We start from the raw sequence: 12,903 nt of genomic DNA on the forward strand, positions 1-12,903 counted from the left end.
ACGCCCGTTGAGTTCTGGCCGTCGCTAGAAGCTGAAAGAGAAGGAAGAGGATGAGCACATCAGCGCCACCTGCGGGTGGGCCGGACATCGAGCTGGAGATCGGCGGAATGACCTGCGCCTCCTGCGCGAACCGGATCGAGAAGAAGCTGAACAAGCTCGACGGTGTCTCGGCGACGGTCAACTATGCCACCGAGAAGGCCAAGGTCACCGTACCGACCGGATATGACCCTGCGCTGCTGATTGCGGAGGTGGAGAAGACCGGGTACACCGCGGCGCTGCCGAAGCCGAAGCACACGAAGGCTGCCCAGTCTGACTCCGACGACACGCCTGAGGAAGATGCGGAGCTGACGTCGCTACGGCATCGGCTGATCGGGGCGATCGTGCTCACCGTCCCGGTGATCGCGATGGCGATGATTCCGGCCCTGCAGTTCACCTACTGGCAGTGGGCATCGCTGGCGCTCGCGGCGCCGGTGATCGTGTGGGCGGCATGGCCGTTCCACAAGGCTGCGTGGACGAACCTGAAGCACGGCGCGGCAACGATGGACACGCTCATCTCGATGGGCACGTCGGTCGCGCTGCTGTGGTCGCTGTACGCCCTGTTCTTCGGCACGGCGGGCACGCCCGGCATGACGCACCCGTTCGAGCTGACGATTGCCCCGTCCGACGGCGCCGCGAACATCTACCTCGAGGTCGGCGCGGGCGTGACGATGTTCATCCTCGCGGGACGCTACTTCGAGAAGCGGTCCAAGCGCCAGGCCGGGGCGGCGCTCCGCGCACTGCTCGAACTCGGCGCCAAGGAAGTCTCCGTGCTGCGCAACGGCGTGGAGACGAAAATCCCGACCGACGAGCTGCAGGTGGGCGACGAGTTCATCGTCCGCCCCGGCGAGAAGATTGCCACCGACGGCGTGGTCGTCTCCGGCACCTCCGCGGTTGATGCGTCGATGCTGACCGGCGAGTCCGTACCCGTGGAAGTCGGCGAAGGCGACCCCGTCACCGGAGCTACCGTGAACGCGGGCGGCAGGCTCGTGGTCCGCGCGACCCGCGTCGGGTCGGACACGCAGCTCGCACAGATGGCCAAGCTCGTCGAGGACGCGCAGACCGGCAAGGCCGAGGTCCAACGCCTCGCCGACAAGATCTCGGGCGTCTTCGTCCCGATCGTCATCGTCATCGCTGTAGTCGCCCTGGGCGCGTGGCTCGGAGCCGGATTCCCGGTTGCGGCCGCGTTCACCGCCGCAGTCGCGGTCCTGGTCATCGCTTGCCCCTGCGCGCTGGGTCTCGCCACTCCGACGGCGCTGCTTGTCGGCACGGGGCGCGGTGCCCAGATGGGCATCCTCATCAAGGGTCCGGAGGTGCTGGAATCCACACGCAAGGTCGATACGGTGGTCCTCGACAAGACCGGCACCGTCACCAGCGGCAAGATGACCCTGGTCGACGTGATCACCGAGCCTGGTGTGGACCGCGCCGAGCTGCTGCGATTCGCCGGTGCCCTGGAGGACGCCTCCGAGCACCCGATTGCCCAGGCCATTGCGAAGGGCGCCACTCAGGAGGTCGGCACACTGCCGACGCCCGAGGACTTCGCCAACGTTGAGGGCAAGGGTGTACAGGGCATCGTCGAGGGGATCGCCGTGGTCGTGGGCCGGGAGTCGCTGCTGGCCGACTGGTCGCAGAAGCTCTCCCGCGAGGTCGCTTCGGCCAAGTCTCGCGCCGAGGGCGAGGGCAAGACCGTCGTCGCCATCGGCTGGGACGGGCAAGCCCGCGGCATCCTCGTCGTGGCCGACACCGTCAAGCCGACCAGCGCCGAGGCCATCCAGGGCCTGAAGGATCTAGGGCTTACCCCGGTGCTGCTCACCGGTGACAACGAGGCGGTCGCCCGCCAGATCGCCGCTGAGGTCGGCATCGAGCAGGTCATCGCCGAGGTGCTGCCCAAGGACAAGGTCGACGTCGTCACCAGCCTCCAGAAGGAGGGCAAGGTCGTCGCGATGGTCGGAGACGGCGTCAACGATGCTCCGGCCCTGGCGCAGGCCGACCTGGGCCTGGCGATGGGCACCGGCACCGACGTCGCGATCGAGGCATCCGACCTCACGCTCGTGCGGGGAGACCTGCGGAGCGCGGTCGACGCGATTCGGCTGTCCCGCAAGACGCTGTCGACGATCAAGACCAACCTGTTCTGGGCATTCGCCTACAACGTGGCGGCTATTCCAGTTGCCGCGCTAGGCATGCTCAACCCCATGCTCGCAGGAGCGGCGATGGCGTTCTCCAGCGTCTTCGTCGTTGGCAACAGCCTGCGCCTGCGCGGGTTCAAGAGCGTTGCCAAGCAGTAAGGCTGCGAACCGACCCTCCCCATCACACCAAGCGAAAGGTATTCAACGCATGACGAACGACACCCAGACCACGTCCAGCTGTTGCAGCAGCACCCCGGCGCAGGCGGCTCCTGTCGTCGAGGCTCCGGTTGCATCGAGCTGCTGCAGCACCAGCTCTGCCAACCCAGCAGCGGCCGGCAACGGTCGTGAGAATCTGCTCGACAACGCCAGCGACATGACCACCTGCCCGGTCATGGTCGGCAACCCGGTCAGTAAGAAGGCCGCCGAAGCGGCGGGTCTGTTCCGAGACTACGAGGGCCAGCGTTACTACTTCTGCTGCGCTGGCTGTGGCCCCGCATTCGACTCGGACCCGGCCAAGTACGCCGCCAACATGGCGTAGCCCACCAGCGCGTGGGGGTCGCAGTCCAGCACGTCTGACCTGCGACCCCCACCACCTGATCGGAGCCACAATGACCATCCCTACCACCGACCCCGTCCTCGACATCTGCCCGTCGGGCGAGCACGGCGCAACATCCGGCCACGGCTACATCACCGATAAGGCTCAGTACCGCAACCGTCTCCGACGACTCGAAGGTCAGGTTCGCGGCATCGACCGCATGGTCGACGAGGACCGGTACTGCATCGATATCCTCACCCAGATCTCGGCCGTCACCAATGCACTCGAAAGCGTCGCTCTCGGCCTGCTCAACGATCATCTCCGCCATTGCGTCCTCGACGCTGCCGTCGCCGGCGGGCCGGTGGCCGATCAGAAAATCATCGAGGCCACCGACGCCATCGCTCGGCTCGTGCGCTCATAGACACTGCCGCGCTTCTCTCTGCCACGACCAATCCAGGAGTATCTCCATGCCCAAGCATCACGTCCTCATCCTCGGCTCGGGGGCAGCCGGCGTCGCCGCCGCCCGCGCTCTCGCATCGCGTGAGGATATCCGGGTCACGCTCGCGGTACGGACTGGCGAAACGCCCTATACGCGGATGCTCATCAAGGGAGTTGCGTTCGGTCCGACACCTCCGGAGATGATCAAGCTTCCTCTGCCCGACGTCGAGGTCCTCTCTGACACCGCGGTCGAGGTCGATACGTCGGCGAAGGAGGTGCAGCTCGCCTCCGGTACACGCCTCTCCTACGACGCGCTCATCGTGGCTACAGGCAGCAGGCCACGCATGCTCCCCGCCGACGTCGGCGGCGAAGACGCTGTGACGGACGCGGGACGAGTGGGTTCCCTTCATTCCCTGGAAGATGCCCTACGCGTGCGGAGGCTGCTGACTGGCCTCGGGCGGCCAGCTCGTGTCGCGATCTACGGCGGCGGGGTCATCGCCGCCGAGACGGCCTCCTCACTGCACAGCGACGGACACATTGTCACGCTCATCTCCCGTAGTGAGGTTCCCGGCGTGACTGCGTTCGGCGCTCCCGTGGCCGAACGTCTCGCCGCCGATCACAGCGCGCGCGTCCTCGCACGCCTCGGCCGAACCGTACGGCACATCGAGGTGACCGACACGGGCGTTGCCATCACGCTCGACAACGACAGCCCCGTCGTCGCAGACTTCCTCGTGCTGGCTCTCGGCACGACCCCCGCCGCCCCGGCACCCTGGACTGGCGGCATCGACGTCGACGATCGCCTCCGTACCGATGCGCCGCATGTCTATGCGGCCGGTGGCGTCGCGGTCCACCACGATGATGCGCTCGGCACCTGGCGCATCGACCATTGGGAGGACGCTGCGGCGCAGGGCACCCACGCTGCTCAGGTCGCCCTGCACGAGCTCGGCCTCGAGAGCGATCCGGATGTCTATCTGCCGCGCAGCCCCTACATGGCGATGGTTTATGGGCAGATGATCTCCGGCGTCGGGTACAGCGGTGACGCCGAAGCCCACCTCGAGGACGGCGAGGAGTTCGTCGTCCGGCACGAGACGGAGGGCACGGTGGTCGGTGTCACAGGCATTGACTCGGTAGGCACCGTCTACCAGTGGGGGCAGCGCCTCCACGGCGTGCGAGCCTGAGACATGCCGGGAGTCTGTACCAGCCAGACCCCACGACGCGGGTTCGCGCTCGCGCTGGCGGCCACCATCCTCACGATGGCCGCCGCCAGCGCACCTTCGCTGTTCTACCCGCAGATCGCGGACCGCCTCGGACTCATCCCGGTCGCCACGACGCTCGTGTTCGCGGTCTATACGTTCACCCTCTTGGGTGCGCTGCTGTACCTCGGCTCAGTCTCCGACCGCATCGGCCGCCGACCGGTCGTGATGGCCGGTTCGCTCCTGCTCGCCGTGAGCCTGGTTATGTTCTGGTGGGCCGGGAGTCTGACGATGCTGCTCATCGCCAGGGCGCTGCAAGGACTCGCCGCAGGCATCCTCATCCCCACGCTCTCGGCGATGATGATCGACTTCGAACCGCCGACGCAGCCGAACGCCGCAGCACTGTGGAACACGATCGGGCCGATGCTCGGCCTCGCTACCGGTGCGCTGAGCGCCGCGATCCTCCTCGACTTCACCACCAGCCCGGCGGTTGCCGTCTTCGGAATCCTCGTCGTCGCGTTCGTCCTAGTGGCCGCGACCGTCTGGAGCACGCCCGAGCTTGTCTCCAGAGTCTGCGTACAACGAAGTGACCTGCGTCCGCGGTTCACCGTGCCACCTCATCTGCGACGGATGCTCGCCGCCGGCATGCCCGCGATCATCGCTGGCTGGGCCACGAACGGACTCTTCCTAGCCCTCGGGGCGGGACTTGTGCAGACCGAGCTCGGTGGGTCCACGCACACTCACGCGGGCATCGTCATCGCCGCTCTGGCCATCGCCGGCGTGGTCGCATCCCGCCTGCTCCAGCAGCGATCCGCGCGCACCATCAGCCTCTACGCGGCCACGGCGCTGGCCTTGGGCACGGTGGCGAGCATCGGTGCGCTCGCACTGCACTCCTACCCGGCCTACGTGGCCGCGGTCGCCGTCGTCGGCTCCGGGTTCGGCACCGCCTTCCTCGGTGTGCTGCGCACGCTCATGCCGCACACGGCCGCCTCAGAGCGGGCGGCCGTGATGGCCGTCGTCTACACCATCTCCTATCTGGCTTTCGGAGTGCCGACCATCATCGCTGGGCTGCTGGTGCCACTACTGACGCTGACCGGGACGATGATCGTGCTTGGCGCGGTCATCGTCGTCCTCAGTCTCGTCGCCACGGTCCTACGCGCGCGTATCCCTGATCGGCATCTGTCGCGATCACGCGGGGGCGGCTCATGATCGAACGCACCGCTGCGCAGGCCGCGCCGGTTCGCGTTCGGGTATGCGACTTCCACTCCCGTTCGCAGGCGATCTGAGCGAACGCCCCCATCCGCTTGCTACCGATAGGAGAGCCCATGACCTACGTAATCGCGCTTCCCTGCGTGGATGTCAAGGACCGCGCCTGCATCGACGAGTGCCCCGTCGACTGCATCTACGAAGGTGAACGGTCGCTCTACATCCATCCCGACGAGTGCGTCGACTGCGGCGCATGCGAGCCGGTCTGCCCGGTCGAAGCCATCTACTACGAGGACGATCTGCCCGACCAGTGGCAGGACTACTACAAGGCCAACGTCGAGTTCTTCGACGAGCTCGGCTCACCCGGCGGAGCCGCGAAGGTCGGACCCACCGGCTACGACCACCCGCTGATTGCCGCCCTGCCCGTCAAGGACAACTAGCGGCACGCCTCCACCCTTGTCTAGTACCCCCTAGGGGTATAAGGTTAGAGCATTGACGGAAAGGTGACACTGACATGGATCACTCGATGATGGACCACCCGATGGACGGCGGACCCGCGCCCGAGGGCATCAAGGAAGCCGCCGATCCGACGTACCCGGTCGGCACCGACGTCACCCTGACGGCGGACCACATGGCGGGCATGGATGGGGCTCGGGCGACGATCGCCGGAGCCTACGACACCTACACCTACTCGGTGAACTACACGCCCACCACCGGCGGTGACACCGTCACCGACCATCGGTGGGTCGTGCAGGAGGAGATCCGCGACGCCGGTGACCAGCGACTGCCTGACGGCGCGGAGGTCACCCTGCTCGCGGAGCACATGAAGGGCATGGAGGGCGCGCACGCGACGATCGCCTACTCCAGCGACGAGACCGTCTACATGGTCGACTACGAAGCCCACGGGATGACGATGACGAACCACAAGTGGGTCGTTGAGAGCGAGATCCAGCCGGCGTCCTGAGCCGGTCACGATGCACTCAGAGGACTATCTGGGGGCGATCCGGACGCGGAGGAGCAGAGTGATGACAGATCCGAACGCACACCACGATCACGAGGGCGACGTTACTGGCGTGCCTGCGCACGGAGAGCACCACGCTGCCGCAGCGGCGTCCCACAGCCGGCCCGGCGCGCACGCGGTGCACGACGGCCACAAGATGGAGCACAACGCCCACGGCGACCACGCCGGATGCGTGGCGCGCGACGACCACAAAGCACATGGCGGCCAGGGCGGTCACGGGGGCCACGGCGGCGGTCACGGAGGCCACGCCGGGCACGGCGACCACGCCGGCCAGTTCCGACGACTGTTCTGGATCAACCTCATCATCGCGATCCCGGTGGTCGCCTTCTCGCCGATGTTCGGCATGCTGCTTGGCTACGACGTGCCAGCCTGGGCGACCTGGATTGCGCCCGTGCTCGGCACCGTCATGTACGGATGGGGCGGCTGGCCGTTCCTCACCGGCGCCTGGAGCGAGTTGAAGAACCGCAAGCCGGGGATGATGCTGCTGATCGCGTTGGCGATCACCGTGGCCTTCTTCGCCTCCTGGGCCGCGACCCTGGGACTGGTGCACCACGAGCTGGAGTTCTGGTGGGAGCTGGCCCTGCTGATCGTCATCATGCTGCTGGGCCACTGGATCGAGATGCGCTCTCTCGCTCAGACCACCTCGGCGCTGGACTCGCTGGCCGCGCTGCTGCCTGATGAGGCGGAGCGCGTCGAGGGCGACGACGTCGTCAAGGTGGCCCCCGGCGACCTTGCCGTGGGGGACGTCGTCATCGTGCGCCCCGGCGGCAGCGTCCCCGCCGACGGCCGCATCGTCGACGGCAGCGCGGACATGGACGAGTCCATGATCACCGGCGAATCGCGGCCGGTCGCCCGTGGTGAAGGCGATGCCGTCACCGCGGGCACCGTCGCGACCGACTCCGGGCTGCGGGTGCAGATCACCGCCACCGGCGACGACACCACCCTGGCGGGCATCAACCGTCTCGTCGCCGAAGCGCAGAACTCGTCCTCGCATGCGCAGCGAATCGCCGACCGTGCAGCCGCGCTGCTCTTCTGGTTCGCGCTGATCGCCGCCGCCATCACCGCGGTCGTGTGGACTTCCGTCGGCGACCCGGATGCCGCGGTGGTCCGGGCGATCACAGTGCTGGTGATCGCCTGCCCGCACGCCCTCGGCCTCGCGATCCCCCTCGTCGTGTCCATCGCCACCGAGCGCGCCGCCCGCGGCGGCGTCCTGGTCAAGGACCGCTTGGCGCTGGAGTCCATGCGACAGATCGACGCGGTGCTGTTCGACAAGACCGGGACGCTCACCAAGGGCGAGCCGACCGTCGTCGGCGTCGAGCCCGCCAGCGACCTCGACGCCGACGCAGTCCTGGCCCTGGCGGCGTCCGCCGAGGCCGACAGCGAGCACCCGCTCGCCAAAGCGATCGTCGCCGCCGCCAAGGACAAGGGCCTCCGGCTCGAACGGGCCAGCGGGTTCACCTCCTCCCCGGCTGTGGGTGTCACCGCGACCGTTGCCGGCCATGAGATCCGGGTCGGCGGGCCGCGCCTGCTCGAGGAGGCCGGGCAGCCCGAGACCAGCATCGCGGACGACTGGCGCGCCGAGGGCGCGATCATCCTGCATGTCGTCCGCGACGGCACCATGATCGGCGGCCTGAAGCTCGCCGACGAGGTCCGTCCCGAGTCCCGCGACGCCGTGGACGCACTGCACAAGCTTGGCGTCGAGGTCGTCATGATCACCGGTGACGCGGAGGCCGTGGCGCAGGAGGTCGGCCGCGAGCTCGGTATCGACCGGGTGTTCGCCGGTGTCCGTCCCGAGGACAAGTCCGCGAAGGTCGCCCAGCTGCAGCACGAGGGCAAGAAGGTCGCGGTGGTGGGAGACGGCGTCAACGACGCGCCCGCTCTCGCCCAGGCCGATGTCGGCATCGCCATCGGCGCCGGCACGGACGTCGCCATCGCCTCGGCCGGCGTCATCCTCGCCAGCTCGGACCCGCGCTCCGTGCTCTCGGTGATCGAGCTGTCCAGGGCCGCCTACCGCAAGATGAAGCAGAACCTGTGGTGGGCGGCCGGCTACAACCTCATCTCCGTTCCGCTCGCCGCTGGCGTGCTCGCCCCAGTGGGGTTCGTCCTGCCCATGTCCGTCGGGGCCGTCCTGATGTCGCTGTCTACCGTCGTGGTCGCGCTCAACGCGCAGCTGCTGCGACGTCTGGACCTGAGTCCCGCAGCTAGTACCCAGGCGATCCTGAACGGAAGTCTGCGACGGGAGAAGACTTGAGGACGCATCGTCTCAGCGCGACCGTCGTCGTTGACCGCGCCGCAGTCGAAGCTCTCGCCAACACCGTCCCCGTTGACCGATCCGGTGCTGTCCCCAAGCTCAGGCCACCGCGTCGCCGGGACGGCTACCCTAATACCGGTAGGGGGTTCCCTCCGAAAGCGAGCAAGTCCCGTGGGGCCTAGAAGGTAAGGAACCGACCATGTCATCGCAAAGCGCCGCAGCACAACAGCACGGTTACATCACCGAGAAGGAGCAGTACCTCCAGCGCATGAAGCGCATCGAAGGCCAGGCACGCGGGATCGCGAAGATGATCGACGAGGAGAAGTACTGCATCGACATCCTCACCCAGATCAGCGCGCTGACCCGTGCGATCCAAGGCGTCGCAACAGGCCTGCTGGACGACCACCTCAAGCACTGCGTGCTCGATGCGGCCAAGCTCGGCGACGACGCAGCAGCCCTGGCGAAGATCCAAGAAGCCACCGACGCGATCAACCGGCTCGTTCGCTCTTGACTCGGCCCTGCTAGGCAGTTCGGAATCCGCCACTGAGTCCGGTTGTCGGCCCGTAGCCACGCTGCTCGGCGGCCGGTGCGAGTGTGTCAGGGCGATACTCCGTTGATACCCAGTAGGGGTAGGGGGTAGGGTGGCGAGCATGAGAGAGGTTTACCACGACAACGCGACCTATGAGTCGCCGTACCTGGATTCCGCGGTCGCAGTCTTCGCCCTCCTTGCCCATCCGATCCGTGTGAAGATCATCCTCGCCCTCCGCGGCATAGAGATGTCGGCCAACCACCTCGCCGACATCGTGGACCTCCCGGCCGAGCAGGTCGGACAAGAACTGGCGACCCTCGAGTCGGCGGGCGTCGTGGCCCGAGAACGTGATGGCCGTCGTGACTTCTACCAGCTCGCCAATGGGCACGCGGGCTCATTGGCGGCAAATGCCATCTTCCATGCCCAGCACCAGGCCGACTCACAAGCACACGCTGCGACCAGATAGGTGCCCAACGACAAAGGAGGAACCTTGCCCCGCTTTACTCGACTGACCCCGGACACCGCCGTGGGCGCCTCTCGTGAGCTGCTCGGCGACCTCGTCAGCCGGCACGGGACCGTCGGCGACATGGTCTCCACGATGGCCAACTCGCCCGCGGTGCTCGGTGGCTACCTACAGCTGAGCAAGGCCATGCGCCGGGCCAAGCTCGCCCGCAAGACCAGCGAGCTGATCTCGATTGCCGTGCAGGCGCAGCAGGGGTGTGGCCTCTGCCTGGAATCCCATGTTGCAGCAGCCCGATCTCTCGGCGTCCCGGAGCAGGACATCGAACTCGCCCATCAAGGCAAGTCCAGCGATCCAGCCGTCGCGGCGATCATCGAGCTCGGACTCCAGGTCTACCGTGAGCCGAGCTCCATCACCGACGAGCAGATCGGGCGGCTGCGCCACTTCGGGTATAGCGACCGCGAGGTCGCCGATGTGGTCGGAGTCATCTCACTCAACATCCTCACCGGCGCGTTCAATCTCCTCGCCGGACTCACGCCAGGGAATTAGCCCTGACGCAACGGTGCCTTGGCCGAGTGGTTAGGCAGCGGCCTGCAAAGCCGTCCACACGGGTTCGAATCCCGTAGGCACCTCCAGAGGTCGCAACGGGTAGGGAAAGCCGCGACTGCGATGAGCCCCCGCTCCGGTGCGTACGACTCCGGCTCGAAGGCCCGTCATTGACCCCGCCGCCCGCCCTCAACGTCGAGGCATCGGGTTCGACGAAGACCTCGACCAGCACCCGGTGCCCGCCCCAACCCACGTACGACCGCGATGCAGGCGGCAATCACTGCGGAGGTCGCCCTGTCGATCACGCCCTTGTCAACGCCACCCATCGGGCGATTCGAGATCGGGTGCGGCGGGACCACCTAGGCGGCGCGCCGAGCCGCTGGCGCAAGTCCGACACATGGCCGTCGGGCCAGAGTGGCATCGTCACATGTCGACAACAGTGTCATAAAGCGATAGCATCGTTACATGGCGATGAATCGTGAGGCTCGAACGAGTGCCGTGGACGGTGGAGCGACGGCCGAGTACGCGCACCTGTTCCAGGCCCTTGCCGACCCGACACGCCTCGCGGTGTTGCAGCACCTCGCCTCTGGCCAGCACCGAGTTCGCGACTTGGTGGACCACATGGGCTTCGCTCAGTCCACAGTGAGCAGGCATCTGAGCTTCCTCTCGGACTGCCGGCTCATCACGATGCAGCCAGAGGGCCGGTCGTCGTGGTATTCGCTCGCTGACCCCGCACGTTTGCGTTCGCTTATCGCGTCCGCTGAAGACCTTCTCGGTGCCGCAGGCACGCACTCCCAGCTCTGCGCGCATCTGAGAACCCCACAAGACGACCCCATCCAAGAAAAGGAGAACGACTAAATGGGCATCGGACACAATCATGACCACGGTGGCGGCCAGAATGCCGTGCAGACCGCGACGGGAAGCCACCGCCGCCGCTTGATGGTGGTCCTCGGCATCTACGCCACGATCATCCTCGCGCAGATCGTCGGTGCCGCCGTGACCGGCAGCCTCGCGCTGATGGCCGAGGCTGGGCATATGGCCGTCGATGCCAGCGGCATCCTCATCGCCCTGATCGCGACGTTCCTCGCCGCACGCAAGGCATCGAAGAAGCGCACTTACGGCATGATGCGCGCCGAGATCGTCGCCGTGCTGATCAACTGCCTCCTGCTGTTTGCGCTGGGCGGGATCATCCTGGTCGAGGCCGTCGAGCGGTGGTTCAACCCCACGGATGTCGAGGGTGGCGGCGTGATCGCCTTCGCGGTCGTCGGCCTGATCGGTGCGTCCATCTCCTTGATCATTCTCAGCCGCGGAGCGAAGGAGAGCCTGAACGTCAAAGCCGCGTTCCTCGAAGTCATGAGCGACGGTATCGGCGCAGCCGCGATCATCGTCTCGGGGATCCTGAACATCACGCTCGGCTGGAAGCAAGGTGACGCGATCGCCGCTGCCGCGATCGGTGTGATCATCCTCCCCAGGGCATTCATGCTCCTCAAGCAGGCGATCAATATCATCCTGCAGGGCGTCCCCGATGGCATCGACATCGAGCAGGTCCGCAAGGAGATCGATGGAACGGACGGCGTTGAGGCGGTCCACAGCCTCCACGTGTGGGCCCTGACCAGCGGAGTGCCCGTCATGAGCGCACATATCATCCTCACCGATGACGCGCACGAGCAAGGGCGGGGTACGCAGATCCTCGACCAGGTCACCGAACGCATGCGCGAGCTCTTCAACATCGAGCACTCCACCGTCCAGCTCGAGGAGCCGGGGCACCTGGAGCACGAGGGCGCGATGCACCGTGACCTCGCGGGACTGACCGATGCTCCATCAGTCAGCGGCGGGCAGCACGCGGGGCACAGTCACTGAGGCCCGACTCCTCCGCAGGACTAGAAGTCGGACGGCGGGGCGATCGATGACCGCCCCGCCGTCACCATCGAGCGGGGAACACGCCGACAATCCATCCCAGACACGGGTATCATCGACATATGGCGATGAAGGAAGCGGCGGCACCCCCGGCAGCCTGGGCCGACGAGGTCTCCGCGATGACGGCCGCGGCCTGCCTGTTTCACAGTTTCAGCGATCCCTCGCGGCTAGTTATCCTTCAGCATCTCCAGCTCGGTGAGCATCGCGTCGTTGACCTGACCGAGCACCTGGGGCTCTCGCAGAGCACCGTCTCCAAGCACCTCGCCAGCCTCAAGGACACCGGACTGGTGGTCTCCCGTCCCGAAGGTCGAGCGTCCATCTACTCCCTCCAGCACCCGGAAGCACTCATCGAGCTGTTCACGGCAGCGGAAAAGTTCCTCAATCTGACGGGCGACGCGGTGAAGCTCTGCGCTCAGCATCAGACGAAAGCGCATAGAGGAAGCAAGAAGTAGCTCGGCGCCGCAGCTTTGCCAATTGCTACATCCGGTCTCAACGAGCTTCGAGGAACGATCGCGAGCCCGCTCCACGCGGCCCTTACGGACGAAGCGCCACCTTGCGGGCTTCGGGCCGGACAGGTCCAGCCAATCCAAACGCTCCGGTTCGACGTTCACGCAGGCGAACCGCTTGAGCGCGGCTCCTTCGTCA

Annotated in this window: 13 protein-coding genes, 1 tRNA gene and 1 pseudogene; all 15 read left to right on the forward strand. The window is 66.7% G+C overall.

Annotation, left to right across the window (positions count from 1 at the left end; translation table 11 throughout):
* Positions 1–50: 50 nt before the first annotated feature.
* The 15 genes and pseudogenes from F8O05_RS03065 to F8O05_RS03135 all read left to right on the forward strand — a co-directional run bounded on the left by F8O05_RS03065 (position 51) and on the right by F8O05_RS03135 (position 12,710).
* Positions 51–2,321 (forward strand): heavy metal translocating P-type ATPase, encoded by a 2,271-nt coding sequence (locus tag F8O05_RS03065; protein WP_158051249.1) that lies wholly within the window; start codon positions 51–53, stop codon positions 2,319–2,321.
* A gap of 49 nt (positions 2,322–2,370) precedes the next feature.
* Entirely contained in the window at positions 2,371–2,700 is a 330-nt protein-coding gene (locus F8O05_RS03070) for a YHS domain-containing protein (protein WP_158051250.1), read from the forward strand.
* A 70-nt stretch (positions 2,701–2,770) separates the two neighbouring features.
* Positions 2,771–3,118, forward strand: coding sequence for a metal-sensitive transcriptional regulator (locus F8O05_RS03075; protein WP_158051251.1), 348 nt, complete (start codon positions 2,771–2,773; stop codon positions 3,116–3,118).
* 46 nt (positions 3,119–3,164) lie between these two features.
* Positions 3,165–4,313 carry an FAD-dependent oxidoreductase gene (locus tag F8O05_RS03080; protein ID WP_158051252.1) on the forward strand — a complete coding sequence of 383 codons (1,149 nt, stop codon included), beginning with the start codon at positions 3,165–3,167 and terminating at the stop codon, positions 4,311–4,313.
* 3 nt (positions 4,314–4,316) lie between these two features.
* A complete protein-coding gene (locus F8O05_RS03085) occupies positions 4,317–5,537 on the forward strand; it encodes an MFS transporter (RefSeq protein WP_158051253.1) in 1,221 nt (406 codons plus the stop codon).
* A 116-nt stretch (positions 5,538–5,653) separates the two neighbouring features.
* Positions 5,654–5,974, forward strand: coding sequence for a ferredoxin (gene fdxA, locus F8O05_RS03090; RefSeq protein ID WP_158051254.1), 321 nt, complete (start codon positions 5,654–5,656; stop codon positions 5,972–5,974).
* A gap of 80 nt (positions 5,975–6,054) precedes the next feature.
* Positions 6,055–6,498 (forward strand): annotated as a pseudogene (locus tag F8O05_RS03095) (YdhK family protein); the annotation flags it as partial.
* 61 nt (positions 6,499–6,559) lie between these two features.
* Positions 6,560–8,806 (forward strand): heavy metal translocating P-type ATPase, encoded by a 2,247-nt coding sequence (locus F8O05_RS03100; RefSeq protein WP_225735698.1) that lies wholly within the window; start codon positions 6,560–6,562, stop codon positions 8,804–8,806.
* Positions 8,807–9,005: 199 nt separating this feature from the next.
* The gene (locus tag F8O05_RS03105; RefSeq protein WP_158051255.1) at positions 9,006–9,317 is read left to right on the forward strand and encodes a metal-sensitive transcriptional regulator; all 312 of its coding nucleotides are present in this window, start codon (positions 9,006–9,008) and stop codon (positions 9,315–9,317) included.
* Between the two features lie 139 nt (positions 9,318–9,456).
* Positions 9,457–9,801 carry an ArsR/SmtB family transcription factor gene (locus F8O05_RS03110; RefSeq protein WP_158051256.1) on the forward strand — a complete coding sequence of 115 codons (345 nt, stop codon included), beginning with the start codon at positions 9,457–9,459 and terminating at the stop codon, positions 9,799–9,801.
* Positions 9,802–9,825: 24 nt separating this feature from the next.
* A complete protein-coding gene (locus F8O05_RS03115; RefSeq protein ID WP_158051257.1) occupies positions 9,826–10,344 on the forward strand; it encodes a carboxymuconolactone decarboxylase family protein in 519 nt (172 codons plus the stop codon).
* Positions 10,345–10,356: 12 nt separating this feature from the next.
* Positions 10,357–10,430: transfer RNA gene (locus F8O05_RS03120), tRNA-Cys, on the forward strand.
* A 376-nt stretch (positions 10,431–10,806) separates the two neighbouring features.
* Positions 10,807–11,199 (forward strand): ArsR/SmtB family transcription factor, encoded by a 393-nt coding sequence (locus tag F8O05_RS03125; protein WP_158051258.1) that lies wholly within the window; start codon positions 10,807–10,809, stop codon positions 11,197–11,199.
* A complete protein-coding gene (locus F8O05_RS03130) occupies positions 11,200–12,201 on the forward strand; it encodes a cation diffusion facilitator family transporter (RefSeq protein WP_158051259.1) in 1,002 nt (333 codons plus the stop codon).
* A gap of 119 nt (positions 12,202–12,320) precedes the next feature.
* Positions 12,321–12,710, forward strand: coding sequence for an ArsR/SmtB family transcription factor (locus F8O05_RS03135; protein ID WP_373695280.1), 390 nt, complete (start codon positions 12,321–12,323; stop codon positions 12,708–12,710).
* The last annotated feature ends 193 nt before the right edge of the window (positions 12,711–12,903 follow it).

Origin of the sequence: Gulosibacter chungangensis (assembly GCF_008831155.1) — a bacterium.
GTDB classification, from domain to species: Bacteria; Actinomycetota; Actinomycetes; order Actinomycetales; family Microbacteriaceae; genus Gulosibacter; species Gulosibacter chungangensis.